This is a genomic window from Rhizobium sp. P40RR-XXII (assembly GCF_012641405.1).
Taxonomy (GTDB): Bacteria; Pseudomonadota; Alphaproteobacteria; order Rhizobiales; family Rhizobiaceae; genus Rhizobium.
Map to the genome: position 1 here is coordinate 172,269 of NZ_JABAII010000006.1, position 26,907 is coordinate 199,175.

The window sequence follows — 26,907 nt, forward strand, 5'->3', positions numbered from 1 at the left end:
CCCCTTGGCTCACACTCATCGTTATTGGGATTGACCGGTCTCGGCCGACGACAGCGTCGTGCCGTCCAGGCTTCCGGAAATGTTGTAGCGCACATCGAGAACATCGCCCGGCTGCAGTTCGGTCGCTTCCGATGCCTTGATGGCGTCGGCCTCGTTGCCGTTTCGGGTGATCCAGTACTCGAGCGGCTGGAGATCGAGCGCCTTCATGCTCTGGCTGCGCGAGAGCGAGGCGCCGGAAATCTGCAGCAACTGAAGCGTTGTATTTCGCTTGAGTTTCGTATCCTCGATTTCCGTCTCGGCGACCTGGAGCTGTTGTCCGGCCTCCGTCTTGCGCTGGCCCGTCAGATTGAGCGCATCGCGCTCGGTCTCGTTCAGCTTCTGCTTTGCCTGCATCGATGCAACGACAAGATCCAGCTTGCCGGCCTGCATCTCGGCAACGATCCGTTCCAGCGAGGTCTTGCGAGACGTCGTCAGGATTTTAGTGTCGACCAGCTTGGAAATATCGCTCAATTCATCCTGCGCAATCTTCACCTGCTCGTCCTGCGACGACATCTTCTCATCGAGAATGTTGATTTCATTGCGCAGCAGCACTTCCAGATCTGAGGCGGCGGCAAGCTGCTGGCGCAACGCCTCGGCCCTGGCATTGAACAGATCGAGCTCGCTCGTCATGATCTGTCGAACCACCGATCCTTCAGGCGCGGCCTTGATCTCCGGCGGAAATGCGATTGACGGCTGATCGTTGAGTTCCGCCAACAGGCGCGCGCGCCGGGCTCCGAGCTGCTTCAGCTGCAGCTCCATACGGCTAATTTCCCCCGCATAGCTGATCTGTTGCGCCTCGGAATAATCCCCCGCCTGGGTCGAGCGACGCTCACGCCCCCCGGCCATGGCGATCGCCTGCCTGACGGTCAGGCCCGGCCTGAATTCCAACTCGCTTCGTTTCTCCACCGCGCCGGACACGTAAATCATCGGATATTTGACGACCTCGACGGAAGCTGTCGGCGCCACCGCCAAACCAGTGATCTGCTTCAGCCTTTCGCCGATACTGGCGCTGATGTCGTCGACCGTCTTGTCAGCGACCTGCATCTTCCCAATCATCGGAATTGAGATCGAGCCCGTTTGCGACACGACATATTCGCCGTTCAGCGCCGTCCATTCCTTATATTCGCCGGTCGCGGCGATCCATTCGACGATGGCGATCTTGATCCGGGCCTGAGGTCCGACATGGTACATCTCGCTGGCTGCGGCGGCGTTGGCGGTATGGAACACGCCCGCGCCGGAAAGCATCAATGCCAGTAGCCATGGCGCCATGCGCCGAGGCGGCCTCGAGGTGGAATGGTAAGGCAAAGCTGAAACTCTAAACATGAGCCGAAATCCTGCTTTCGTGTCGCTTGCACCGTCGGGCAGCCGAGGCGCGCCATGCAACGAGATCAGCAGCTGAACGCATAGCGTGTAAATCCCCTACCGGAGCAACAGGGCTTATCATTTCTGACAGGGAAGAAGACGTTCCTACAGTCCCTTAGGCGGGCGGATATATCCTTGAGTGCAGGCTTCGATCCTCGGCTAAATCTTTTGGTTACCCCCTTCGGCCATTTGGATGCCGTGGTGAACCGATGTGGGCCCTGTCGCAAAAGTTGCCGTCTGACAATGTTGTTTCGACCCATGGAGGGAAGAGCAATGCGAGTAGCGATCGTGCATTACTGGCTTGTGTCGATGCGGGGTGGAGAGAAGGTCGTCGAGGCGCTCTGTGACATGTATCCGGACGCCGATATCTTCACCCTCGTCTACGACGAAAGCCGCGTCTCGGAAAAGATCCGCAAACACAAGATCGTCACATCGTTCCTGCAGCGGATTCCGGGGGCGGTCAGAGGCTATCAATCGCTTCTGCCGCTCATGCCGTTCGCGCTGGAGAGTTTCGATCTCTCGGAGTACGATCTGATCATCTCCAGTGAATCGGGTCCTGCCAAGGGCATCATTCCACCGCCGCAGGCCACGCATGTCTGCTATTGTCATTCACCCATGCGCTATCTTTGGGATCACTATCATTTCTACCGATCCCACGCGGGGTTTGCATCGCGGCTGATGCTGCCGATGCTCGCGCCGCTCTTGCGCTCCTGGGACGTCAATACGAGCCTGCGCGTCGATCGTTTCGTCGCCAACTCGCATCATGTCTGCGATCGCATCAGCAAATACTACCGCCGTCCCGCGACCGTGCTGTATCCGCCGGTCAACGTCGATGACTTCGCGCCGGCCGCATCGACCGAGGACTTCTATCTCTGCGCCGGCCAGCTGGTTCCCTATAAGCGGATCGACCTCGCCGTGCAGGCGTTCACCCGGATGAACCGCAAGCTGGTGGTCATCGGCGAAGGCAAACAGATGGACGAACTGAAACGCATTGCCGGTCCCTCCATCACCTTCCTGGGCCGAACTCCGTTTGCGGTGCTCAAGGAGAAACTGGCGCGGTGCCGCGCCCTTATCTTTCCCGGCGAGGAAGATTTCGGGATCGTTCCGGTCGAAGCCATGGCAAGCGGAAGGCCCGTCATCGCCTATGGAAGCGGCGGAGCGCTGGAAACGGTCGTGCCGGGCGTGAGCGGCGTTCTTTTCAATACGCAGTCAGTAGACGCCTTGATCGAGGCGGTACTCGATTTCGAGGCCACGGAGCACCGCTTTCGCCCCGAAACGCTACACGCGCATGCGGAACAATTCAGCCTGCACAGGTTCACCACGGGCATGCGGGCGATCATCAACGAGGAGCTGATGATCCGCAAGGCCATCAGACTTCGCAATCCCCAGGTCGTCGCGGCGGTTCAACGCGGACTTGAAGCACAATTACCCGCCCTTGCTGCAAAGCCGCACAGCACGACGCTGCAATAGACCACACGGCACAATCGCCTGAGGGAAATCCCCGCTTGGACAAGCATGTTCCCAGCAAACCAATTTTTCAGTGTGATTCGCCTATCCATCGTGATCTCGAACCGAAGCCGTCCTCTCATCGTGCGCTCGTCCGAAACCGTCGGTTAACCATCTGAAACCTACCGTTCGTGCCGACGCTTCCGAACATGAACTGATTCCATGTCTGGCTCCGGCAGGACAGGACAAGGCAAAAGAGGATTCGACGATGACCGACGATGCAGCCGAGATGACGCTCTCCCTCGAAATGCAGGCCTTGGAGAGCCATTACTGCGAATATCCCGGCTGCTTGAAGCGGGGCAGCCTCGGCTACGATGTCGGCGATGGAGAAAACCAGTTTTTCTGTCATGCGCATAAATGGAGCGATTATCGTCGAGACGGAGCACGGCGTTCGTTCTTCGAAGAAGAGGCGGCGGGAATCGAAGCCATCATGGTCGAGCCGCGAAGCCTTGCCTCGTGAGGGTGCGGACGCATAAAGCACCCCGGAATGGTGATCTTCCATGGCAAACCGCCCTCTGGGATATGGGGTGGTAGCGGTCACCTCCCCAGACCGCTCGGATCAGGGTCACATTTCGCATCTTTCTTCAATTCCTCGGCGGGGCCACGCTCTCCCGCAGGATCAGCCTGCTGCGGATCGTGACGCGCAGGTCCCGCACTTTCTCGGCTTGTCCGATGCCATCAAGCAGACGAGCGACGGCGGCCTGCCCCATTTCCTCGAACGGCTGTTCGATCGTCGAGAGCGGCGGGAAACAGAATTCGCAGACCGGCGCGCCGTCGAAGGAGAGCACCGACAGATCGTCGGGAATGCGCAGGCCCGTTTGCCGTATGCGGCTGACGAAAGAGATGGCCATATCGTCGCTGGTGGCGATCACCGCCGTCGGCCGATCCTTCAGCGGCGCGAAATCGGCGGCAGCCTGAACGCCGATCTCGAAGCCCTTCTGGTAATCGAGATTGCCTCCGGACCGCGACAGCGCTTGTTTCGAAATTCCGGCATCGCGCAGGGCTTCCAGGGTGCCGCCATAGCGCTCGACATCATGATAATTGTCCTGCGGACCGGCAATGTAGAAAAAGCGCCTGTGACCCATTCTGATCAGCTCCGCCACCGCGTCCCGCACCGCCTCGCGATCATTGGTCACGATGCTCGGTACGCCGGCGTTGCTCATGTCGAGCAGCATGGAGACGATCGGCAGGCCGGCATTCGCCAGGGATCGGCCGTCGATCTCCGGCAGTTTCGACGACAGGATGATGGCACCGCGAATGGTGCCACCGAAGGCGAGATTGAGAATATGCCGTTCCGATTCCGGGTCGCGGCCGAGATTGGCGATCATCAGATTGTAGCCATTCTGCAGCAGGGCTTTGTTGATGCTCTGCAGGACCTGCGGGATGACCTGGGAGACACCGTAGTAGAGCGATCCTGGAAGGATGATCATGATGGTGTTGGATTTGCCGACCCTTAAGCCCCGAGCCATGGCGTTCGGCGTATAGCCCAGCTGCTTGGCGGCCGCATCAATCTTGGCGCGCGTCTTCTCGTTCACACGTCCGGGATTGGCAAGGGCACGGCTGACCGTCGAGATCGCGACCCCAGCTAACCTCGCGACATCGGCCATTAATGGTCCGGAATGCTCCTCAACGGGCATATCCTTGTTATTTTTCACTTTTTTGTTTCCTTCCCGGTGCCTGACGCAGCGGATGCTATGGTAATTCCTCTCGCTTAGCAAACGTTTGCCAAAAATCGCTTGCATATGGAAATGACTTGTCTACTATCACCTAATGGCAAACGATTGCCAAATGATAGCGCATTGAAATTATGTTGGATTACTCGCTGCGGGATGTTCCGCAGGCGATGGTCCCCAGTTTGAGAACGGACAGCATCATGAGCTCGACCGAACGGCTTCGCTTTGGCGTGGATCTCGTCACCTTTTTCCATCCCGGCTTCTGGGGCGTCGAGGATTACGACGGCATCGTCGCGCTGTCGCGCAGCGAACCCCGCGCCTTCTGGGACAAGATCCTCGATGCCGTTAAGGCATCCGGCGTCACCGGTGTCGAACTGACCTTCTCTCCCTTCAACTGGCAGGATGCGACGAAAACCTATGGTTCGGTCGAAGCCTTCGCGGCCGAGCTTTCCAGGCGCGGCCTGACGCTGGCAAGCGGCTTTTTTGCCGAACTCGAGGCGGCGGGCGATTTCACCGAAACGGCGGCACAGGCCGCCATCATCGAAAAGGCGGAGAAGTACGCCGCGTTTCTCAAGGCCTGCGGCAGCGACATCATGGTCATCGGCGCGCCGCTGCGCCAGACGCTCGGCGCCGAGCCCGTTCGGTTCTTCGATTTCGAGCAGGCCCGCAAGATTGCCGACTTTCTCAACCGTCTCGGCGCCATCCTCCATGCAAAGGGCGTGCGGCTTGCCCTTCACACGGAGGCGCACTCGATCTTTGCCGCATCGCGCGATGTCGATCTTCTGATGCTGTTGACAGATCCCGCCTATGTCCACATGTGCCCAGACACCGCCCATATCATCGTTGCCGGTTCCGACCCACTCCAGGTGGTCGACCGTCATCACGAGCGGGTCATCATCGCCCATTGGAAGGATGCGCTCGGACCGATGCCGGCCGATACGCCGATCGACGAACATATTCATGATCGCCATCGCCCCTATTTCTGCGGCTTCGGCCTCGGCCGCGTCGACTGGCCGGGCTGGATCAGGCTGCTGCGCGACCGTGGCTACCAGGGCTGGGCCATTCTCGAGCTGGACGCCGCACCTGATCCGGTCGGAGACATCGCCAACGGCCTGACACTGGTGCGGCAGGCATTACTGCCGATCTATCGCTGATTTCATAAACCGAAGACCAATGGCTCCGCAAAGAGGGCCTTCTTGAAGAGGTGGAACAATGAAGAATACGATGAAATTGCTCATAATGGGGGCAGCACTCGCGGCTGCCTCCGCTCCCGCCCGCGCCGAGGACAAGGCAAGGGCCGAAGTCATGACGTCCTGGACGTCTGGCAGCGAAGCCGCGGCTCTTAATGTCATCAAGCAGGAGTTCGAAAAGCGCGGGGGCGTCTGGAAGGATTCGTCCATTGCCGGCTTCGGTGCGGCCGACGCCGCCTTCCAGAACCGGCTGGTCGCCGGCGATCCGCCCGCCGCCAAGCAGGCGGTGATCGGCCTCGCCAACACGGATTTCGTCAGGCAAGGGCTCATGAACCCGATCGACGATATCGCCAAGGCTGGCAAATGGGCGGACGTGCTGCCGAAATCGATCCATGACCTCATCACCTATAATGGCCAGGTCTATCTTTCCCCCACCGATGCCCATGGCGAAAGCTGGGTCTTTTATTCCAAGGAGGCCTTCACCAAGGCCGGTGTAAGCGAAGAGCCTAAAAGCTGGGACGAATTCTTCATGGCACTCGACAAGCTCAAGGCCGCCGGCGTGCAGCCGGTAGCTTGGGGCGGCCAGTCCTGGCAGGAATCCAAGGTCTTCAACATGATCCTGCTCACGCAGGTCGGCATCGAGGGCTTCCTCAAAATCTATGTCGACAAGGACAAGGGCGACGCATCCGTCGAAGGTGTGAAGAAGGCACTCGATATTCTCGGCAAGCTGCGCGCCTATGTCGATGCGGGAGCGCCGGGACGCAACTGGAACGATGCCACCGCGATGGTCATCACCGGCAAGGCGGGCGTCCAGTTCATGGGCGACTGGGCCAAGGGCGAATTCGTTGCGGCCGGCAAAGAGCTCGGCAAGGACTACGGCTGCATGCTCGCTCCCCAATCCCCCGGCATGGTCTACGTGGCCGACGCCTTCTCCTTCCCGAAGATCGCCGATGCGGCATCGCAGAAAGGACAGACGCTGCTCGCCGAAGTCGCCATGAATCCCGCCGTGCAGGTCGAGTTCTCGCTCAAGAAGGGCTCCGTGCCGATGCGCACCGACGTCGACAAGTCGAAGCTCGATATTTGCGCGCAGAAGGGCCTGGAGCTGATGAGTGCCGGCAAGATCGTTCCGGATCAAGCATTGATCCTCTCGCCGCAGCAGGCAGGCGCGCTCAACGACTTCGTCGACGAGTTCTGGAGCAACCCATCGGAAGACAGCGCCTCCGGTGCCGAGAAGTTTTTCGGGGTCTTCGAATAGCGCCTTTGTTTCGGACCGGTCGACGATGTGATCGTCGATCGGCTCCTTCCGTTCTTTTGAGAGGGTTTGCTCATGCAAGCCAAGCGCAGACGTTCCCTGGCTGCGACCTTTGCACTCCTGCCGACATGGATCGCCGCAATCTTCGTCTATATCGGCACCATGGTCTGGTCAGTCCGGCTGTCCTTCACGGATTCGACGATCTTTCCGTCATCCAACTATGTCGGCTTTGCCCAATATGCCAGGCTGTTTAAAAACTCACGCTGGCTCGCATCGCTGGAGAATGTACTGATCTTCGGCATTCTCTATGTCGCGGGATGCCTCGCTCTCGGCTTCGTCCTGGCAGCAGCCCTTGACCGCAAGGTTCGCTTCGAAAGCGTGTTCCGCACCATATTCCTCTATCCCTATGCCATGTCCTTCGTGGTCACCGGCCTCATCTGGCAATGGATGCTGAACCCGACATTCGGCATTCAGGCGACCGTACGGGCAATCGGCTGGCAGGGCTTCGTCTTCGACTGGATCGTCAATCGCGACATGGCGATCTATACGGTGGTCTTCGCCGGCGTCTGGCAAGGCGCCGGTCTCGTGATGGTCATTGCGCTTTCCGGCATGCGCGGCATCGGCGAGGAGCAATGGAAGGCCGCCCAGATCGACGGCATTCCGGTCTGGCGCATCTATCTTTCGATCATCCTGCCGCAACTCGGACCGGCGTTGGCAGCATCCGGAATGCTCCTGTCGATGGGAGTGATCAAAACCTACGATCTGATCGTCGCGCAAACTGGCGGCGGCCCCGGTTACGCGACCGATGTGCCGGCAAAATTCATCATGGACAATCTGTTCGAACGCCAGAACCTCGGGCTCGCCAGCGCCGGCGCCACCGTACTGGTCCTTTCCGTCGTCATGGCCGTCGCCCCGTTCCGCTATGTGCTTGCCATGCGCGCCAGAAGAAGGGGAGCGCATTGATGACAATTCAACTCCATCCTCGCGGTCCGAAACCATCCAGGCTTAGCGGCGGCCAGATCGGGCTCTACGCCTTCCTGATCCTGTCGGCATTGTTCTTCCTGCTGCCTTTATACACCATGCTCGTGACCTCATTGAAGTCGATGGAAGAAATCCGCCAGGGTCATATCTTCGCCCTGCCCGCCACTATCGATTTCGATGCGTGGAAGACCGCCTGGTCGGGAGCCTGCATGGGTACGCAATGCCTCGGCGTGCGGATCGGTTTCTGGAATTCGGTCAAGATCACCGTGCCTGCCGTCGTCATTTCCGTCTTCATCGGGGCGATCAACGGTTATGCATTGTCGCTCTGGCGGCCGAAGGGCTCGAACCTTCTGTTCGGGTTGCTGATGGCCGGCGGCCTGATCCCCTATCAGATATTCCTCTATCCGCTGGTACGGCTGCTCGCCAATCTGAGCCTCTATAATTCGGTCGCCGGCGTCGTCCTCGTGCACGTGATCTTCGGCCTGCCGCTGGTCACGCTGCTGTTCCGCAACTACTTCGTCGCCATTCCCGAAGAGCTCTGCAAGGCAGCCCGCGTCGACGGAGCCGGCTTCTGGCGCATCTTTCTCGAGATCATGTTGCCGATGTCGGTGCCGATGGTGATGGTTGCCTCCATCTTTCAGTTCACCGGTATCTGGAACGACTTCCTGATCGGCCTCGTCTTTGCCGGGCGCGACAACCTGCCGATGACGGTCCAGCTCAACAACATCGTCAATACCACCATGGGCGAACGCGCCTACAATGTGAACATGGCCGCCACCATCCTGACCGCCGTCGTTCCGCTCGCCATCTATTTCTTCTCCGGCCGCTGGTTCCTGCGCGGTGTCGCAGCCGGCGCCGTCAAAGGGTAATGCCATGCAGCCTGCCGTATCGGTCAAAGACCTCAAGATCGCCTATGGTGACCACACCGTCATCGAAAAGCTCTCCATCGACATTGCTCCGCGCGAGTTTCTCGTGCTTCTCGGCCCATCCGGCTGCGGGAAATCGACGCTGCTCAATGCCATCGCTGGATTGCAGGACATTCGCGACGGCGAGATGTGGATCTCCGGAAAGAACGTGACTTGGGAGGAACCGAAAGACCGCGGCATCGGCATGGTTTTCCAGTCCTATGCGCTTTACCCGCGCATGACGGTGCGCAGAAACCTGTCCTTCGGCCTGCGCGTCGCCGGCCTGCCCAAAGCCGAGATAGAGGCGCGCATGGCTCGCACCGCCTCCCTCCTGCACCTTGAAAATCTGCTCGATCGGCGTCCCTCGGAACTGTCTGGTGGCCAGCGCCAACGCGTCGCGATCGGCCGGGCGCTGGTTCGCGAAGTGGATGTCTTCCTGTTCGACGAACCGCTCTCCAATCTCGATGCCAAGCTTCGCAACGAGCTGCGCGTCGAGATCAAGAAACTGCATCAAAGCCTCGGCAATACGATGATCTATGTGACGCACGATCAGGTCGAGGCGCTGACGCTTGCCGACCGCATCGCCATCATGAGGGATGGCGTGATCCAGCAGCTTGCGAGCCCCGCGGAGATCTATCACCGACCCGCCAATCTTTTCGTTGCTGGCTTCATCGGCGCACCGGCGATGAACCTCATCAGGGGCGAGATCGCGATCAAGGCTGGTGCCCCGGTCTTCGAGAGCGACAGCCTGACCGTCAATCTCAGCAATTATCCATTTCTCGCGCCCGTCAAAGCGGGTCCCGCAACGCTCGGCATCCGGCCGGAACATGTCGCTCCGGAGGGAGGAACGGCATCCCTGCCAACCGTCGCCGGCATCGTCTCGGTGGTCGAGCCGATGGGCGCCGACACCGTCGTCTGGTTCGATTGGGCCGGGCAGAGCCTGTCCTATCGCATCATGGGCGACACGGTACTCCAGCCTGGCGCGGCAATCGCACCCGGCATCGATATAGCCAGGGCTTCCCTCTTTGACGCCGATGGCGTCCGTCTCTGAAATATACGGAAAATATCTATGTCTCAGACTGTTTATGACGCGCTGGTCATCGGCTCCGGCGCCGCCGGCTCCTTTGCCGCCAAGGAATTAACCGCCCAGGGGCTTTCCGTGCTTTTGCTCGAAGCCGGCCTGGCGGTGAGCCAGAAGGATTTCGATCCGGCACGCAAGAAACTGCCGGCCAGCAGCATCAACATCTGGGAGCGCGCCCGCGCAACCATAAAGGGGCAGCCGATACAGGCACGCGCTGCCTTCTTTACCGAGCGCTTCAGTCATTTCTTCGTCAACGACCGTAAAAATCCCTATACGACCCCGAAGGATGCGCCCTTCCTCTGGATTCGCGGCCGGCAAAGCGGTGGCCGCCTGCACAGCTTTGGCCGAGTACTGCTGCGCTGGACCGACGATGATTTCAAGATCCGGTCGAAGACCGGCAAGGGCGTCGACTGGCCTGTCAGCTATGATGATCTCGTGCCTTACTACGAGGAAGTCGAGACCAGTCTCGGCCTCTACGGCAACCCCGACGGCGTGGAGACGCTGCCGGATGGCATCTATGCCCGTCCGGCAAAACTGACGCCCGCCGAACAGATCTTCAAGAACGAGGTGGAGGGCCGCTGGCCGCAACGGCATATCGTGTCCTGGCGCTATATCGCGCCGGACGCCGAACGCACGCCGAAGCCCTTGAGAGAGGCGCTTGCGACCGGACGGTTGACCATCCGCCACGACGCCATCGTCCGCCGCATCGTGACGGACGAGCAAGGGGCTCGCGCCACGGGCGCGGAATTCATCGATCGTGTCAGCGGCAAGGTCGAGACCGCGCGCGCCAACCTCGTCGTGTTGTCGGCGTCGCCGATCGAAAGCGTGCGGCTGCTTCTGAATTCGGCATCCCCGCGCCATCCCGAAGGCCTCGGCAACAGTTCCGGCGCGCTCGGGCGTTATTTCATGGATCAGCTGCCCTGCCTTGCCTTCGGCTCCTTTTCCAAAGCGAAGGGGTGGGCGGTCGATGATTCCGCGCCCGCCGACCCATTCTATAACCCCTCCGGAGGCATCTTCGTGCCGCGTTTCGGCGCCGGCGATGCCGGGCGCGGCGATTTCGACTATCAAGGCAGCATCGGCCGGGCACCGACGCCCGATGACGAGCCGGCGCGGCTGGCATTCTTCGGCTTCGGTCGCATGCTACCCTATGCGAATAACCGCATAAGCCTCAACCCACAGCGAAAGGATGCCTGGGGGATTCCCGTTCCCCACATTCGCTGCGTCATGGGCGAGGAGGAACATGCGCTTCTCCGCCAGCAGGAAGAGGTGCTGATCGAGATGGTGCGCGGCGTCGGCGGAGATCTGGAGTTCATCGGCTCCCCCACCGGCCTCAGGGAAATGGGGCGCGGCGCCTTCCCGGACGCCGATCCTTTTAGCCGCTTCATGTTCCGCACATGGTTCCGCAAGACCATGTGCATGGGCGCGGCCATTCACGAGACGGGCGGCGCGCGGATGGGGGATAATCCCAGCAATTCCGTACTCAACCCCTATAACCAGCTCTGGGACGCATCCAATGTCATTGTCACGGACGCCAGCGCATTTCCCGGCAGCGGCATCGCCGGCACAACCCTCACCGTCATGGCCTTGACGATCCGTGCATGCCGCAATCTCATCGGCCAGTACTAATCAGACAGGGCTGGTTGCGTTCGCTTACTTCACAATGCGATAGGCGATATGCCGAGCGAGCGGCGTGTCGAGCATGCTGGTGGGCTCAAGCTTGATCTGATTGGGCAGCGTGTCGAACAGGCGAGTCCCAGCACCAAAGAGCACCGGCACGATATGCAACTCGATCTCGTCGACAAGCCCGCCGGCCAGTGCTTGGCGAAAGACGTCGGCTCCGCCCATGAGGCTCACATCCTTGCCTTTGGCCGCCGACTTCGCCTGCTTCACCGCGTCGGGAATTGTCGCAGCCGCGTGATAGATTCCAGTGCTGTGCGAAGCGAGTAACGGCCGGTGGGTGACGACGAAAAGCGGCAGCTTTAACGACCCCGTCGGCCCGTTCTCGTCCCAGAATGGGATCGAGTCGTCATAGCATTTGCGCCCGCAGATCACGGCGCCAACATTGCTGGTGAGGCGCTGCACATATGCATTGCCCTCTGCACCGCTGTTGAAGAACCATTCGTGAAGAAATTCGCCGTTCTTGCCGAGTGGTTCCTCCCTGGTCTGGTTTCCTGCGGTAATGAAGCCGTCGAGCGACATGCTGATATTGAAAGCGACCTTGGTCATTTGCGTTCTCCGTGATCGATCGGTTGAGGTTACGCCTTCATGACGAATGAGTGTCGGTCAAACCTACATCTGGGACAGCAAATAGCTCGTCGCGACCTCTTGAAGCGTCCGAACTCCTCGCCATTCTCGGGCTTACGGCGTTGACCCGGATGCCACGGGTCGAGGCTAAGAGCGGCGGGCCTTTCACATTGCTGCTTTCGCAACCTCCTCGACGAATGCGAGAAATGCCCTCACCTTAGCGGGCGGCAGATGGCGGGAAGGATGATAGGCATAGAGCGGATAGTGCTCGTCCGACCAATCGGTAAGGATGGGCACGAGTTCACCCCGCGCAAGGAAGGGCGCAAGCCCGATCGACAGGCTCTGAAAGATGCCCTGTCCCGCGACGCAGGCGGAGATCGCGACGGACGGGTCATCCAGCATGAGACGGCTTGAGATTTTAAGCTCCATGCGCTCGCCCTGACGCTGAAACTCCCAGGGAAATGGCAGGCCGCTTTGGGGATCACGAAAGAGAAGCGCTTCATGATGCGCAAGATCATGCGGCGAACGCGGTTCACCATATCGCTTGAGATAGGATGGGGCAGCGACCGTCACCACCTGGGTTTCCAGGAGCTTGCGAACGATGAAGGAAGACATGTCCGGAGGGCCAAAGCGCACTGCCACATCGATCCCGGTCATCATCTCCTCACGGTAGTTGCTGGTGGAAAGATCGAGCGATAGCTGCGGATGGCGAGCCAGAAATTGCTGCAGCTTGGGGGCAAGAACGGTTCGTGCGAACCACGGGTCGACCGAAACGCGCAGTCGCCCCCGCACGGACGAGGCCGCACCCGAAACCTCAGCGGCCGCCTCTTCCAAACCGGTGAGAAGCGGAATGACCTGCGAATGAAATCGGCGCCCTTCCTCGGTGAGGCTGACTTGCCGAGGGCTTCGATCAAACAGCCGCACACCGACCCGCGCTTCCAATCGCGCTATCGCCCGGCTGACACCCGACGGGGTTAGCCCCAACACCTCGGCCGCCCGGGCGAAGTTTCCTGCTTCGCTGACTGCGGCCATGACGCCAACACCGGTCAAAAGACGCGCATCGAACATACTGGATCTCCGTTGTCATGGGACCCCACAACACATAGTGATTTTTAGTCATCTTAACATTGATATTAATGCGCGTGAATCACTGATCTCTTAGGCCTACAAACGAGATGTATTCAGCGCAGCCGGCCTCATGACGCCTTCGAGCACGGCTCCTTGCCGAGCCCGTCTGAGCTTGCGCGCTGTCAATCAGAGCAGGTCCTTGGAGAACTATCATGTACGCAATTACGGGAATTACCGGAAAGGTGGGCGGCGCTCTGGCGCGAGAACTCATCGCCAATCGGCAGCCGGTCCGGGCCATCCTTCGAAATGAAGCGAAGGCGGCGGAATGGCTGGAACGCGGCTGCGACATCGCCCTGGCGGAGATGGACGACGAGAAAAGTCTCGCTGCAGCCTTTAGCGGAGCCGATGGCGTTTTCATTCTGCCGCCTTCGGAATTCGATCCCGAGCCGGGCTTTCCCGAAGCCAGGCGCGTGATCGAAGCTGTAGGCGCCGCACTGTCTAAGGGCCGTCCTGGCAAAGTCGTATGCCTGTCGACCATCGGTGCGGACGCACCATATGAGAATCTGCTGAGCCAACGCACATTGATGGAACAGGCGTTGAGCAATCTCGATCTTCCTCTCACCTTCCTGCGGCCCGGCTGGTTTGTCGAAAACGCATTATGGGATGTGCCGTCGGCGCGGGATGAAGGCCTTTTGCGTAGCTTCCTTCATCCCGCTGACAAGGCATTTCCGATGGTCGCAACGCCGGACGTCGGAAAATGTGCCGCGGCTTTGCTCACAGAGGACTGGAGCGGCATCCGGATTGTCGAGCTTGAAGGACCCGTCCGCGTATCGCCGAACGATCTGGCCCGCGCCTTCGCCAAAGCGCTCGAACGTCCTGTTCGTGTCGAGATCGTGCCGCGTGAGAGCTGGGAAGAAATCTTTCGGGCTGAGGGCGCGCGAAATCCGCTCCCGCGTATCCGCATGCTGGATGGTTTCAACGAAGGTTGGATCGAATTTCGCGACCAAGGCCGATCGGCCGTGAAGGGCACAACGCCATTCGAAACCGTTATCCGTGAACTCGTGCGAGAAAGCCGCTTCCAAGCGGGCTAACGCAAACGAGCCGCTTCGGACTGCGCGCCCGTCCATCTGCACACGTCGAAGCCTCCGCCACCGGCGAAGGCTTCGGCTAGCTTCGAATCGAAAGCCGCTCGATCCTGAGCGCGGTATTCTTCAGAGTCGCCCGATCCGTTTTTACGCCGTTGCGAATAAAGTCATTCACCGCCCAGGAAACACCGATAGTTTGGAGATTTGCCGTATTTTCTATTCCCATTTCGATCAAAATCGTAAGTCGCTCGGCTAAGATGTCGCAAGCGCGTTCATTGTCATCGAACCAGGGCTGATTGGTGATGCAGGCCAACACTTTTTGGAGTGTATCGGTCTGCTTCGGCGACAGACGGCCACTCATAACACGGCGAAAACGCTCCATTACTCACTCTCCAAACGCTATCGCCCGTCCAGCTTCGCGAACGGTTGCGTCTTCGAAGGAGAATTTGCCCTGATGGCGCAGGGGCCATCAGGCCACCTTCCTCCGATCGACGCTTGCCGATGGTCCACTGTCACATCGCGATCACCCTGCCTTCACGGCTTGGGACATTAGGCAGATCCCCACCCGGTTCCTACGTCCATTTTTGACGAGCGATGGCTACAGTAAGCATCAGCATGGGCATTTGGACGCCTTTTGATGGTGCTGTGGAGCGAACCGCTCTATCGAGTCAGTGTGCGTCCGACGACAATGCAAGGGGCATATTGATTGCCGCCGGACGCTGCACTCTTCGGCTCGCGGGTGGCATCCGGGCCGACAATTAGAATATTAGCATCAAGCGTAACTTTGACGTACCTACCCGAATGGGTTGCTGGATTCGCTCGCCACCTACCCGCCGAAGGAGGGTTCATGCTTCTCCATTTCAAAATGGCTGGAAGAAGCGATCGGATGGGCGAGATGCGAATGATTGGACACCCGAATTGGACCGCATTCGTAATGTCGATTGCTTGAGCAGCGCTTTTTTCAATTCATCTCGCGAGCCGGTCACTATGTTTCCTGTACGAAATGCCCCGGAGAAACCTGCCGGTAGGCCCGTTTCGGCGGCTCGTAATCGAGCGGCCTTACCGCACTCTTGATCTCATCGGAAGGCTGCGGCGCCACCTGACCACGGTGCGAGGGATCCGGGATCGGCACGGCCGAGATCAGCCGCCGCGTGTAAGGATGCTGCGGGTTATCGAAGATCGCCGCACGCGGGCCTATTTCAACGATTTCTCCAAGAAACATGACTGCGACGCGATGGCTTACCCGCTCCACGACCGCCATGTCATGACTGATGAAGAGATAGGCGAGCTGGCGTTCTTCCTGCAGCTCAAGCAGGAGATTGGCAACCTGCGCCTTGACCGAAACGTCGAGCGCCGAGACGGCCTCGTCCGCAATGATAAACTTCGGCTCGAGCGCCAGTGCCCGGGCGATCGAGATCCGTTGACGCTGGCCGCCGGAAAATTCGTGCGGATGGCGGTCGGCCATCTTCGCCGACAGGCCGACCTGTTCAAGCAATTCGCCGACCCGCCCCTTCGCTTCGCGCTTGCCGATCACGCCGTGGGCAAGCATCGGCTCCGCGATTGCCGATCCGATGGTGATACGCGGATTGAGCGATGCGAACGGGTCCTGGAAAATCATCTGCGACGTGCGGCGCATCGCGCGCAATTCGCGTGTATTCGCTTCCGTGACGTCCCTCCCATCGATCACGACCGAGCCGGCGGTTGGATTGATCAACCGGATGATCGCGCGGCCAGTCGTCGATTTACCGCAACCGGATTCGCCGACCAGTGAAAGGGTCTCGCCGGGACGTAGATCGAACGAAACACCCTCAACCGCATGGATGCGGCCATTTGGCAGGTCGAATCGGACCGAAAGATCACTGACCTTCAGAATTGGCGCGATCGTCCCGGAAACGCGGCGCATTTCGCGACCGTCCGACGCCTCGCCGGTCGCCGGATCGACCTCCGGAAAGCGGCGGGGAGCAACGGCATTGCCCATCGTGCCGAGCCGCGGAATGGAGGCCAGCAGGGATTTCGTATAGACGGCCCTTGGCGCTGCGAAAATCTCGCGCGTTGGGCCGGTCTCGATCATCTCGCCGCGAAACATAACGACCGTACGGTCTGCGATTTCGGCAACCACTCCCATATCGTGCGTAATGAAGAGCACCGCCATGTTCTCTTCGCGCTGCAACTCGCGAATGAGGTGAAGGATTTCCGCCTGGATCGTGACGTCGAGCGCCGTCGTCGGCTCGTCGGCGATCAGGAGCTTGGGCCGACAGGCAAGCGCCATGGCAATCATCACGCGCTGGCGCATGCCGCCCGAGAATTTATGCGGATATTCGTTGAGCCGGGTTTTGGCTGCGGGAATGCGCACGCGTTCCATCAGCCGCACAGCCTCGGCCTCGGCCGCCTGCCAGGAAAGGCTCTGGTGCAACACCAGTGCCTCCGCGATCTGGTTGCCGATGGTGAACACCGGATTGAGCGATGTCATCGGTTCCTGAAAGATCATGCCGATCGAGCCGCCGCGAACCGAGCGCATTTCCACCTCGGAAACCTTGATGAGATCCTTGCCCGCAAGCAGGATCCTGCCTTCGCATCGCGCCTTGCCCGCGGGCAGAAGGCGCATTGTCGAGAGCGCCGTCACACTCTTGCCGGAGCCGGATTCACCGACGATGGCGACGGTTTCCCCCGCGCTGACCTGCAGATTGATGTTGCGGATGACGGAGCGCCAGCCCTCGCTTGTCCTGAACGAGGTCGTCAGGTTCTCAATGGCGAGGACAGGTTGAGTAGCGGAGGTCGTGTCGGTCATGATTAGCTCTCCTTCGCGAGGCGCGGATCGACCAGATCGCGCAGGCCATCGCCGAGCAATTGCAACGACAGGACCGAAAAGACGATGGCGAGGCCGGGAAAGACCATGAGCCAGGGCGCGTTGTTCATGAATTCCCGGCCTGACGCGAGCATGGTGCCCCAGGTCGGAGTGTCGGAGGAGACGCCGACACCAAGAAATGAAAGGCTTGCCTCGGCCAGCATCGCAGAGGCGAAGACGAAGGTCGCCTGCACCAGGATGGGTGACGCCAGATTGAGCAGGACATGGCGACACAGGATCTGCGAGGTCGGCAGACCCATGGCGATTGCCGCTTCGATATAGGGCAGTTCTCTGAGGACCAAGGTCGAGCCCCGGACGATGCGGGCCAGTCGTGGTGCGTAGGTAATACCAAGCGCCAGGATCACCGTTACCAGCGACGGCCCGAGCGCCGCGACCAAGGCGATAGCAAGGAGAATGTCAGGAAACGACATCATGGCATCGAGCAGGCGCGAGATCGGAGCATCGAATTTGCGGAAATACCCCGCGATGACACCGAGAAACACGCCGAGCACGGTCGAAATGCACACCACACCGAGACTGACCAGCAGCGAAACGCGGCCTGCGAAGATCGCGCGCGAGAAGATGTCGCGCCCGAACTCGTCGGTACCGAAGATATGAACCTCCGATGGCCCTTTCAGCTTGTTGATGATCGACAGCTTATTCGGCGCGTAAGGGGCAATCCATGGCGCCAGGATGGCGGCGAGGATGACGACAAGCAGAATGATGGCACCCAGCAGCATGGCGCGATTGCCAAAGAGGCGTCGCAGGCTTGCGACGAGCGGCAAAGTGAAAGAACCGGCCGTCATAGGCGGACCCTCGGATCGACGACAATATAGAGCATGTCGACGATGAAATTGATGAGAACATAGATGGCGGCGACGACGAGAAGCGCGCCCTGAATCACCGGATAATCGCGCCGCAGGACAGCGGACACGACCAGATTTCCGACACCGGGCAATCCGAAGACGGTTTCCGTGACGACGGCACCCGCGACGAGCATCGCAACGGAGAGGCCGATAACGGTGATGATCGGGATCAGCGCATTCTTCAGCGCGTGCTTCAGGATGACGCGGCGTTCGCTCGCACCCTTGGCACGGGCTGTGCGCACATAGTCATCGCCGAGCACATCGAGCATTGCAGCCCGCGTGAAGCGCGTGATCATGGCGGAGTTGACGATACCGAGCGTGATTGCTGGCAGGATCAGATGGTGCAGGCGCTCGAGAAAATCAGTGTCTGGTCCGCCATATCCGGAGGCTGGAAACCAGCCTTGGCCGACGGCGAGGATCTGGATCAGCATCAGTCCGAGCCAGAAACTCGGCACACTCGCGGCCACCATGCTCAGAACAACGACGATCTGATCGAAGAGCGTTCCGCGCTTGACCGCCGAGATGATCCCGACGGGAAGCGCGATCGCCGTGGCGATCAGAATGGAGAACAGCGTCAGGAAGAAGGTCGGCTCGGCGCGGGCTGCCAGCGCATGCGTGACCGGCTGGTTGAGAAAGATCGATTGCCCGAGGTCTCCCTTCAGCAGGCCCAGAACGAACTGGACGTATTGAACCAGCAACGGCGCATCGAGCCCCATCTTGGCGCGCAGCTGCGCAATGTCCTGCGGGGTGGCGTCGGCCCCTAGCATCACGGCCGCCGGATCGCCCGGGGTAACCCGGACGATGATGAAGACGACCGTGACGACGAGCGCGAGCACAATCACCATGCCTCCGAGACGTCTCAAAAGCGCCTGGGCGATCTTTGCCATGTGCTTCAAGCCTTATTTCTTCGGAGTGACGTTCCAGAAATGCGGCCAATAGGTCTGCGTATAGCCGGTGACCGACGCGGAGAGCCCCGAAAGAGCGTTGAAGTTGCCGACCTTGTAGAGCGGCGCATCGTCGTAGATCACGGTCTGGATGCCCTCCCAGGCCTTTTGTTTTGCGTCGTCGCTCGTGGCGTCCATATAGGCCGAGACCGCCTTGGCCTTCTGGTCGGACACGTACCAGCCGGGATAGCTGTCGGTGATGGTGTTGATCGTCGTCGGATCGCCGGGAAAGTTGGAATGGGTGATGAAGATATCCCATTCCTTCGGATCGGCGCGGCGGGTCGTCAGCGTCGCCCAATCGACCACCTGCATATCCACCTTGAAGCCTGCGGCCTCAAGATAGGCCTTGGCGACTTCTCCGATCTTGTAGTGAAACTCGTATTGGCGGCTGGTCAGAAGCCGCAGCGGCGTGCCGTCATATCCGGCATCCTTCAGAAGCTTCGCCGCCGTTTCGGGATCGCCTTCGCCATAGCGAACGACACCCGCCTCGGTGTGCCAGAACGACCCTTTCGGGAAGATGGAACCATCGACGCTGAAGAAGCGCTGATCGTTGAAGGCGGCAAGCATCATGTCCGAGGAGTTCAGTGCGGCCTGCACCGCCTGCCGCAGCGGCTTCTTGGCCAGCAGACCTTGCTTCATGTTCATGTTGAGCGAAACCCAGCCGGTATTTTCGAAGATCACGGGCTTGGCGTTGCCGCTTTTGTCAATGCGCTCATAGGCGCTGACCGGCAGGGAGTCGGCAAAATCGAACTGCCCGGAGATCAGACCTTCCACGCGGGTATTGGCGTCCGGCACGGGCACGAAACGGATTTCCTTGGCGATCGCTTCACGTTTGCCGGCATAGTTGTTCGGCTCGCCCTGAGGCGACTTGTAGCCATCGAAGCGAACAAGCTGGGTGTACTGGTCCGGCTTGCGCTCCTTCAGCATATAGGGGCCGGTGCCGATGAAATCGGTAAGCGTATCGGCGACCTTTTCCGAGGGAAGGATGATCGAAGACTGCGACAACGTTGCCAGTAGCGGCGCATAACGCGACTTCAGCTTGATGATGACGGTATGATCGCCATCGGCCGCCAGGGTATCGACGATGCCGGCAACCTGCTTGCCCTTGGAATTGACATTCATCCAGCGTTTCAGCGAGGCGACAACGTCTTTCGAGTCAAAATCGCTGCCATCGTGAAACGTCACGCCTTCGCGCAGCGGGATGCGATAGGTAAGGCCATCGTCCGAAATCGTCGGCATGGCGGCCGCCAGCAACGGAACGGATTTCCACTGGGCATCGTAGGTGTAGAGCGTCTCGAAAATATGCTGATCGACGGTCAGCACGATATCGGTCGGCGTCTGCATGGCATCGAGCGTCGGCAGTTCACCGATCGTGGCGACGGTCAGGACGCCATTCGAGGACTGGGCGGTCGCCAAGCTGCTTGTGCCGGCAATCATGGCCAGCGTGATCAAAGCAAATGCGCTTTTCTTCATCTTATTCCCCTTCTATTTTCGTTGGCATTTGGTCGAGTGTCTCTCTTAAGGCCGGCAGCCGGTTCCTCTCTGCTAACGGTTCATGCGTCCAATCCCAACGGATCGGCGATGCGCGGCCACAAGTCGAGGCGCGCCTTGCGATAGGGTGTCGTTGCTGGATCCGTGGGATAGGAGGTCGGCGCTGCGACATAGATGATTTCGGAGGAAACCGGCACGAAACCAGCATGGAAATGATTGGTCGATTTGACCAGCAGATAGGCCTTTCCCGTAAAATCGACGCCTTGATTGGAGAAGATATCCGGCTCGTAGGTCTGTGTTCGGCTGGTGATCAACACAATGTCGATATTCGTCCCGACCGGACGAACCACGGCCGTGCTGCCAAGCGTGACGCGGCTATTGCGGAAACTCTGCCATCCGGCATGGAAGAGCCGCTGTACGGTGACGCGAAGATCAAGTGGCTCGCCGCCTTCCGGACCCGACTTGCCGCCAACGCGCAGGTTGAGCACTGCCCCTTCGCCCGCGGCGTGACAGAAGGTCACCGCTATCGGATCCCAGATCGTCGCAACGGCGAAATCATCCAGGCCGCGTTGCATCATCCGCCGCAGAATATGCGTGGCATCGCCAGCAACACCGCCGCCGGGATTGTCCCATATATCGGCGATCGTTACCGGCATCTCCGGATGCGCGACGCGGATTGCTATCGCCCGATCGAGACCGGCCTCGGTATCGAACATCGGCATGGCTGCTTGCTTGCGCAAGCCATAGAGTTCGCGGCCGAGCGCAGCGGCCAAGGAATCCCCCTTGGCCTTGTCATTGTCGGTCAAAACGACGATGCGCGTGCCCATATCGGGCAGATCACCGGCCATGAAGCCATGGATAACGGAGATGGAAAGCACGCCGTTCTCACCTTCCATCGCCTTTAAGCGGTCGACAAACGATCGCATCGGCTCCTGGCTGGTGGGAAAGATGGTGATCATGCGGCAATCGAACGATGAGATGACCGGCTTGATTTCGCCCCGGAGCGTGCGAAGTGTCAATTCGACGACGTGCTCGCCGCGCTCCTCGAAATCGACATGCGGAAACTCAAGAAAGGTTGCCATGATATCGAGATTGGCGACACGCAGCGCGGTCAGATGGCTATGCGGATCGAACTCCGCAGCGACTAGCACCGTTGGGCCGACGATATCGCGAACCCGCGACAGCAAGTCACCTTCGGGATCGTCGTAGCCTTGAGCCGCCATCGCGCCGTGGAGGCCGAGAACGATGGCATCGACCGGCATCGCCGCGGTCAGTTCGGCAAGGATTTGGTCGCGAAGCATCTCATAGGTCTGCCGCTGGATCAGCCCCGCCGGCTCCGCCCAGCAGGAGGTGCCCTCGATGACGACGAACCCCTCCGCTTTGGCACGGCGGCGCAGGATCGGCACGACCGAGGAGCACAGGGTCGGCGTGTCCGGATGCTCGCCTGGTCCAGCATAAAATGCCGCCTTGAACGCGTTCATATCGGTCGGAACGGGAGAAAATGTGTTTGTTTCAGTCGCCAACGAGGCAGTGAATATGCGCATATCTGTTACCTGAATAAACAGAGTGTCGGAGCCGGAAATCGATCAGCACCGGATCGAGGCTCGGGACCGGCAAAGCCGCCGTATGGGATGACCGTTCATGAAATCAAAGGTCGACCACAGCCGCCATCGGCTTCGTCGACAGATTTAGCTCCCGTTCGTATGTTCACCCACTCATCGCTTCTTATGTAATTTATTTTCATCATAATGCGTCAAATAAGCGCAAAGTCAACGCCGTTTGAATATTTCCGGGATAATTTGTAATTTTTTTTCTTCACCGACAAAAACTGTCGCCGAGCTTTCATCCTCGCCCGGGGAAGGCTTGCGGAACAAAAAGCGCGGCTTCATGCATTGGCAAATGCATGGCGAAACAGTCCGCTGATCGCCGTTGAAATATTCATCGCCTTGACGACGGGCATGAAGTGGCCGCGTCTCCGCCATCGGCGAAGCGCGCCGCGCCTACCGTCCATCTTATCCGTAAGATTTTGCTTACTTTTCGGCTCTCTGCAAAAGAATCCGCATTTCCTCGAACCGTCGTTTCCGGTCGGCATCCTGGTCGTTCGCCGTGTAGCAGGTGCTCGATACGCAGAACTTGGCAAGGTTATGAGGCTTGTCCGTCTTGTCGAACTCACATTCGAACGTGTCGCTCATCTCCGACGGAGCCGTTCCCTGCCGCGCGGAATAAGCCATGCGCACACCCGGGGGCTTCAACTCGGGAAAGGATTGGATCGCGCCGATCGAGAGCCCATCGGACAGGAAAAAATTCTTGGCCACCGTTTTGCAGGTTGCCTCGAGATCGGTCGATTGCGCGAATGCGGCCGACGGGATCAGCGTAAGAGTAAGCAAAACCAGATGTTTGAACACCGGAACCTCCATTGGATACGCTATGGACTCACTTAAGAGCGAGACCGACAAAAGCAAGTAGCAGCTGTATCGTCTTTCGCTATCAGCGCATCGACTGCGGCCTCACATATAACAAGGAAAACAACCCACGGTGCGTGGCTTCGTATTTCCAGCCATTGCCTTTTCGCGAGAGATCACGGCGTTGCGGCACTAACGCGCCAAACGGTGTTTCCGACATCGTCCGCGATCAGAAGGCCACCGGCATTGTCGACCGCCAGACCCACAGGCCGCCCTCTCGCCTCATCATCGCCGTTCAGAAAACCGGTCACCACATCTTGCGGAGCGCCTTTTGGCTGCCCGCCCGCGAAGGGAACGAAGATGACCTTGTATCCATTGAATTGGTAGCGGTTCCAACTCCCGTGCTCGCCGACGAACGCGCCGCCGCGATAGGCCGCGGGCAGATTGGCGCCCATGTAGAAGACCATGCCGAGCGGCGCCACATGCGAACTAAGTGCGTAGTCGGGAACGATTGCTTTCTCAACCAGGTCCGGCCTTTGCGGCATGACGCGAGGATCGATATTCTTGCCGAAATAGCTGTATGGCCAACCATAGAAACCGCCCTCCTTCACCGAGGTCATATAATCCGGGACGAGGTTGGACCCCAGTTCGTCTCGCTCGTTGACAACGGTCCACAGGGCATGGGTTTCGGGCTGAAAGGACAGGCCGTTCGGGTTTCTGAGGCCGTCCGCAAAAATGCGATGACGTCCCGTAGCCCTGTCGATCTCCCAGATGGAGGCTCGGTCCATCTCGGCTTGGATGCCGTTTTCCGTGATGTTGCTGTTGGATCCGACACCGGCGTAAAGCAGCGATCCGTCCGGACTGGCCGCAAGGCTCTTTGTCCAATGGTGATCGATCGGGCCGCCCGGTAGATCGGTCAGCTTCGTTTCCGGTTCGGGGATGCTTGTCTCCCCCATCTTGTAAGGGTAGCGCGTAATCTTGTCCGTCTCTGCGACATAGAGATCACTGCCGACGAGAGCAACGCCAAAAGGAGAATTGAGATGGTCGAGAAACACGCTCTTCGTTTCGGCAACGCCATCGCCATCGGCATCGCGCAACAGGGTGATGCGGTTGCTGCCTTCGTTGCCGCCCGCCGACGTCGCCGCTGCCTCGATCCAGCCCATGATCAGGTCCTTGGGCCGCTTGACCGAAGCCTCAGGCGGGGCGACGGATTCCACCGCAAGAATGTCACCATTCGGCAGCACATAGACCGAGCGGGGGTGTTTCAATCCCGTCGCAAGTGCCTTGATCTGCAATCCCTTTGCAACTTGCGGCTTTTCACCGTTTTGCCAGCCGATGACCTTGGCGACGTGCATTGGCGGGAAAAGATATTGCGTTTGGGCTGGCAGCACCGGATTTGGTCCGATCTGTCCACCGGGATCCTCTTCGTTCTGGCTGCAGCCGGAAAGAATGCAGGTCGCGCCAAAGACAAGGACCGCAGCCATCGTCTCGCTTTTCCTGATGATCATGGCTCGACTCCAGTGCTTTCGTAGTCGATCAGCGCCCAGCATATCCAGCCCGCGAAAGGATGAAGACGACTGTCGCAGTAGAAAGGATAAGCCCCATGGGAACGACGGAAGTCCACGCGTCCCGGCTATGCACCAGCGCGTTCAGGAACGATAGAACGAGGATAAGAGCATTGCAGATCGCATAGAGCCAGATGGGACCTTGCATTAAGGAAAGGCGCCTGGTGAAAGCGTCGACAACTGCAGCGATGATTGCGACCAAGCCGAACAAGAGACCAACCGCCAGCAGCCATGCAGATGCATCCGCCCACATCATTTCGGCGGATTTCCAATAAGCCAAATCCGTTGCCAATGCGCCGATGAAGCAAACCATCGGAATTGGAACGAGAACAATATGAAAAGGGCGATATGAAGCACGAGGCATCACCTGAAGATCTCGATCGACCATGCCGGTGTCTCCAATATTTATTTCCGCAGAAAGGCTATCTGACTTCGACCGATCTGCTTTGTCGCGGACGCGAGAAAGGGTGGCATCGGGACGAATCTCATGGCCAAAACTCGATCATGAGCAACACAGCCGTCCAAGCTGAAGCCCGCCATAGGCGAGCTTTGCGATTTCAACAAAAGCGGACATTCTTCTACAGGCTGCACTACTTGCCGCCCTTTCGCTTGGGATCGTGGCCATGATGACGATCGCGTTCTCCGCCACCGCCGGAAACCTTGCTTCGGTCGCGCCGATCGGGCTCGGCGGCCAGCTTTGGAATATTCAATGGCGCCTTGGCATTTTCATGCGATGCGCCCGGACCGCCTTGGCGGATGCTGGCCGGCGTCTTCGTCGAAGTGGACATTGGCACCTCCCTATCGATCCTGTTGATGACCTTGGTGGCTGGTGTTGATCTTGCTATTTCCCTGCTGGCCCTTCTTTTCGGGATCGACCGACATGTCAGGCTTGCGGGGGTCGGATACGGACGGTCTGGCGTGATCGCCGACGCCCTTATCGCTTCGGTTTGCTTCGGGAACCGGTGGTGGTCTGCTACTCATCATATCCTCCTATCGCTGCTTGTGGCGAAACTTGGCGCGCGGAAAACCGCAAAGCTATCTGTCCCTGACAGTGCGGGATGGCGTCACTGGGTCTGAGACGATTGCGTTGTGCCATCTGGAAGTGCAGGTTCACCAGGATATAACTCGAAGGTGAAATAGACGGCGATAACGCAGGCAAGAACGAAAATCGTCGCAACAAAGATCATCATGCGGCGACCTGCTTGCGGCTGACGGTCCATCTGGCCTCCTCGCGAGCGTCTCGCCCGCGCCCAAGCGCGGTCATCTTCTCGGCATCACGGAACGGACAAAGGTTAACCCGCGTCCCATCCATAATGTTCCCGACAAATGGGCGGTAGTTCGGGTCTCTGTCTGTGCAACAAACAATCCAGCTATCACAGCAAGGGCTTGCCTCCCGTGACGGCGACCGTGGTTCCCGAGACATAGCTGGAGAGCGGGTCAGCGAGCATGACGTATGTCGTTGCCAGCTCCGCCGGTTGACCGGGCCGTTTCATCGGCACTTGCTTTCCGAAATGCTCGACGGCATCCGGCGCCAAGGTCGAAGGGATTAGCGGCGTCCAAATAGGTCCAGGCGCGACCGCATTGGCGCGAATGCCCTTTTCCGCGAGCAATTGCGCCAAGCCTGCGGTGAAATTTTGTATAGCGCCTTTGGTTGTGGCATAGGCAAGTAATGTCGGGTTCGGATTGTCCGAATTGATCGACGCTGTATTGATGATGGCGCTGCCCGGCTTCATATGCGGCACGGCCGCCTTGGTCAGATAAAACATGGCGTGAATATTGACCTTGAACGTCAGATCCCATTCCTCGTCGCTGATGTCGCCGATATCGTGAAAGCTTGCCTGATGCGCGGCATTGTTCACAAGGATGTCAATCCCACCGAGTTCGGTCACGGCCTTGTCGATGATATCGCGGCAATGCTTCGGATCTTGGATATCGCCTGAAACCAGAATCGCTTTGCGGCCTGCCTTCTCGACCCAGCGTCGGGTCTCGTGCGCGTCGTCATCCTCGTTAAGATAGGCGATCAGAATGTCGGCCCCCTCGCGCGCGAAAGCAATCGCGACCGCGCGGCCAATACCGCTGTCGCCCCCGGTGATGATCGCCCTCTTGCCGGCAAGTCTCTCCGATCCGCGATAGCTGTCTTCTCCGTGATCGGGCGCCGGATGCATGGCGGCCGTGTGACCAGGCATAGACTGCTGCTGTTGTGGGAATGGTGGCTTGGGGTAGGTAACCATGGTTGTCTCCAGGGCCTCGTGCTCGTTGGATTTCTTCATCTCCGAACCCGCTGGTTGGCGCCGGGTTCCCATCGATTGGCAAAAATCGATGACAACTGGGCCTGCAGGAACCTTGGCGCCGTCTGGCGGTTCTGCACGCAAGGCCAATCCGATAATTCGTTTGGAAAGGGACGCTCC

27 protein-coding genes are annotated in these 26,907 nt (G+C 59.3%); 9 read left to right on the forward strand and 18 right to left on the reverse strand.

The window, feature by feature from the left end:
• Window positions 1-21: 21 nt before the first annotated feature.
• The gene (locus tag HGP16_RS13785; RefSeq protein WP_168840583.1) at window positions 22-1,362 is read right to left on the reverse strand and encodes a polysaccharide biosynthesis/export family protein; all 1,341 of its coding nucleotides are present in this window, start codon (window positions 1,360-1,362) and stop codon (window positions 22-24) included.
• Between the two features lie 312 nt (window positions 1,363-1,674).
• Here HGP16_RS13785 and HGP16_RS13790 point away from each other — a divergent pair, with 312 nt between their 5' ends.
• Window positions 1,675-2,871 (forward strand): glycosyltransferase, encoded by a 1,197-nt coding sequence (locus HGP16_RS13790; RefSeq protein ID WP_168840584.1) that lies wholly within the window; start codon window positions 1,675-1,677, stop codon window positions 2,869-2,871.
• A 244-nt stretch (window positions 2,872-3,115) separates the two neighbouring features.
• A complete protein-coding gene (locus tag HGP16_RS13795; RefSeq protein WP_168840447.1) occupies window positions 3,116-3,367 on the forward strand; it encodes a hypothetical protein in 252 nt (83 codons plus the stop codon).
• A gap of 124 nt (window positions 3,368-3,491) precedes the next feature.
• Here the strand turns inward: HGP16_RS13795 and HGP16_RS13800 are convergent, their stop codons facing one another.
• Complete coding sequence (locus HGP16_RS13800) at window positions 3,492-4,562, reverse strand: LacI family DNA-binding transcriptional regulator (RefSeq protein WP_168840585.1); 1,071 nt, start codon at window positions 4,560-4,562, stop codon at window positions 3,492-3,494.
• Window positions 4,563-4,780: 218 nt separating this feature from the next.
• On the opposite strand from HGP16_RS13800, the gene HGP16_RS13805 reads away from it, so the two are divergent.
• The 6 genes from HGP16_RS13805 to HGP16_RS13830 all read left to right on the forward strand — a co-directional run bounded on the left by HGP16_RS13805 (window position 4,781) and on the right by HGP16_RS13830 (window position 11,615).
• A complete protein-coding gene (locus HGP16_RS13805) occupies window positions 4,781-5,734 on the forward strand; it encodes a sugar phosphate isomerase/epimerase (RefSeq protein ID WP_168840586.1) in 954 nt (317 codons plus the stop codon).
• A 58-nt stretch (window positions 5,735-5,792) separates the two neighbouring features.
• Complete coding sequence (locus HGP16_RS13810; RefSeq protein WP_168840587.1) at window positions 5,793-7,025, forward strand: ABC transporter substrate-binding protein; 1,233 nt, start codon at window positions 5,793-5,795, stop codon at window positions 7,023-7,025.
• 72 nt (window positions 7,026-7,097) lie between these two features.
• Window positions 7,098-7,985, forward strand: a complete 888-nt coding sequence (locus tag HGP16_RS13815) for a carbohydrate ABC transporter permease (RefSeq protein WP_168840588.1) — start codon at window positions 7,098-7,100, stop codon at window positions 7,983-7,985.
• Window positions 7,985-8,872 carry a carbohydrate ABC transporter permease gene (locus HGP16_RS13820; RefSeq protein ID WP_168840589.1) on the forward strand — a complete coding sequence of 296 codons (888 nt, stop codon included), beginning with the start codon at window positions 7,985-7,987 and terminating at the stop codon, window positions 8,870-8,872. The genes HGP16_RS13815 and HGP16_RS13820 overlap by 1 nt, the downstream gene beginning before the upstream one ends.
• A gap of 4 nt (window positions 8,873-8,876) precedes the next feature.
• Window positions 8,877-9,959, forward strand: coding sequence for an ABC transporter ATP-binding protein (locus tag HGP16_RS13825; protein WP_168840590.1), 1,083 nt, complete (start codon window positions 8,877-8,879; stop codon window positions 9,957-9,959).
• A gap of 18 nt (window positions 9,960-9,977) precedes the next feature.
• Entirely contained in the window at window positions 9,978-11,615 is a 1,638-nt protein-coding gene (locus tag HGP16_RS13830; protein ID WP_168840591.1) for a GMC oxidoreductase, read from the forward strand.
• Window positions 11,616-11,639: 24 nt separating this feature from the next.
• Here the strand turns inward: HGP16_RS13830 and HGP16_RS13835 are convergent, their stop codons facing one another.
• Together HGP16_RS13835 and HGP16_RS13840 are read right to left on the reverse strand one after the other, a co-directional pair.
• The gene (locus HGP16_RS13835) at window positions 11,640-12,215 is read right to left on the reverse strand and encodes a dihydrofolate reductase family protein (RefSeq protein WP_168840592.1); all 576 of its coding nucleotides are present in this window, start codon (window positions 12,213-12,215) and stop codon (window positions 11,640-11,642) included.
• Between the two features lie 183 nt (window positions 12,216-12,398).
• Window positions 12,399-13,301, reverse strand: coding sequence for a LysR family transcriptional regulator (locus tag HGP16_RS13840; protein WP_168840593.1), 903 nt, complete (start codon window positions 13,299-13,301; stop codon window positions 12,399-12,401).
• A 212-nt stretch (window positions 13,302-13,513) separates the two neighbouring features.
• Between HGP16_RS13840 and HGP16_RS13845 the strand changes: the two genes are divergently transcribed.
• A complete protein-coding gene (locus HGP16_RS13845; RefSeq protein ID WP_168840594.1) occupies window positions 13,514-14,392 on the forward strand; it encodes an NmrA family NAD(P)-binding protein in 879 nt (292 codons plus the stop codon).
• A 76-nt stretch (window positions 14,393-14,468) separates the two neighbouring features.
• Here HGP16_RS13845 and HGP16_RS13850 read toward each other — a convergent pair whose 3' ends face one another.
• The 14 genes from HGP16_RS13850 to HGP16_RS13915 form a co-directional block, all read right to left on the reverse strand.
• The gene (locus HGP16_RS13850; RefSeq protein WP_168840595.1) at window positions 14,469-14,768 is read right to left on the reverse strand and encodes a hypothetical protein; all 300 of its coding nucleotides are present in this window, start codon (window positions 14,766-14,768) and stop codon (window positions 14,469-14,471) included.
• 603 nt (window positions 14,769-15,371) lie between these two features.
• Window positions 15,372-17,174, reverse strand: coding sequence for an ABC transporter ATP-binding protein (locus tag HGP16_RS13855; RefSeq protein ID WP_168840596.1), 1,803 nt, complete (start codon window positions 17,172-17,174; stop codon window positions 15,372-15,374).
• A 2-nt stretch (window positions 17,175-17,176) separates the two neighbouring features.
• On the reverse strand, window positions 17,177-18,037 hold the full coding sequence (locus HGP16_RS13860) for an ABC transporter permease (RefSeq protein WP_168840597.1): 861 nt from the start codon (window positions 18,035-18,037) through the stop codon (window positions 17,177-17,179).
• Window positions 18,034-18,975, reverse strand: a complete 942-nt coding sequence (locus tag HGP16_RS13865; RefSeq protein ID WP_168840761.1) for an ABC transporter permease — start codon at window positions 18,973-18,975, stop codon at window positions 18,034-18,036. The genes HGP16_RS13860 and HGP16_RS13865 overlap by 4 nt, the downstream gene beginning before the upstream one ends.
• Window positions 18,976-18,996: 21 nt before the next feature.
• Window positions 18,997-20,514: an ABC transporter substrate-binding protein gene (locus tag HGP16_RS13870; protein ID WP_168840598.1), complete on the reverse strand. Its 1,518-nt coding sequence runs from the start codon at window positions 20,512-20,514 to the stop codon at window positions 18,997-18,999.
• A gap of 80 nt (window positions 20,515-20,594) precedes the next feature.
• A complete protein-coding gene (locus HGP16_RS13875; RefSeq protein ID WP_168840599.1) occupies window positions 20,595-22,076 on the reverse strand; it encodes a M81 family metallopeptidase in 1,482 nt (493 codons plus the stop codon).
• A gap of 225 nt (window positions 22,077-22,301) precedes the next feature.
• On the reverse strand, window positions 22,302-22,514 hold the full coding sequence (locus HGP16_RS13880) for a hypothetical protein (protein ID WP_168840600.1): 213 nt from the start codon (window positions 22,512-22,514) through the stop codon (window positions 22,302-22,304).
• Window positions 22,515-22,562: 48 nt separating this feature from the next.
• Window positions 22,563-22,937, reverse strand: coding sequence for a hypothetical protein (locus HGP16_RS13885; protein ID WP_312862878.1), 375 nt, complete (start codon window positions 22,935-22,937; stop codon window positions 22,563-22,565).
• Between the two features lie 173 nt (window positions 22,938-23,110).
• A complete protein-coding gene (locus HGP16_RS13890) occupies window positions 23,111-24,442 on the reverse strand; it encodes a sorbosone dehydrogenase family protein (RefSeq protein ID WP_246705530.1) in 1,332 nt (443 codons plus the stop codon).
• A 28-nt stretch (window positions 24,443-24,470) separates the two neighbouring features.
• Window positions 24,471-24,887, reverse strand: a complete 417-nt coding sequence (locus HGP16_RS13895) for a DUF2231 domain-containing protein (RefSeq protein ID WP_168840601.1) — start codon at window positions 24,885-24,887, stop codon at window positions 24,471-24,473.
• 202 nt (window positions 24,888-25,089) lie between these two features.
• On the reverse strand, window positions 25,090-25,287 hold the full coding sequence (locus HGP16_RS13900) for a hypothetical protein (protein WP_168840602.1): 198 nt from the start codon (window positions 25,285-25,287) through the stop codon (window positions 25,090-25,092).
• Window positions 25,288-25,297: 10 nt separating this feature from the next.
• Complete coding sequence (locus tag HGP16_RS13905) at window positions 25,298-25,480, reverse strand: hypothetical protein (RefSeq protein ID WP_168840603.1); 183 nt, start codon at window positions 25,478-25,480, stop codon at window positions 25,298-25,300.
• Window positions 25,481-25,563: 83 nt separating this feature from the next.
• Window positions 25,564-25,719: a hypothetical protein gene (locus HGP16_RS13910; RefSeq protein ID WP_168840604.1), complete on the reverse strand. Its 156-nt coding sequence runs from the start codon at window positions 25,717-25,719 to the stop codon at window positions 25,564-25,566.
• Window positions 25,720-25,872: 153 nt separating this feature from the next.
• Complete coding sequence (locus tag HGP16_RS13915) at window positions 25,873-26,730, reverse strand: SDR family oxidoreductase (protein WP_168840605.1); 858 nt, start codon at window positions 26,728-26,730, stop codon at window positions 25,873-25,875.
• Between the last annotated feature and the right edge of the window lie 177 nt (window positions 26,731-26,907).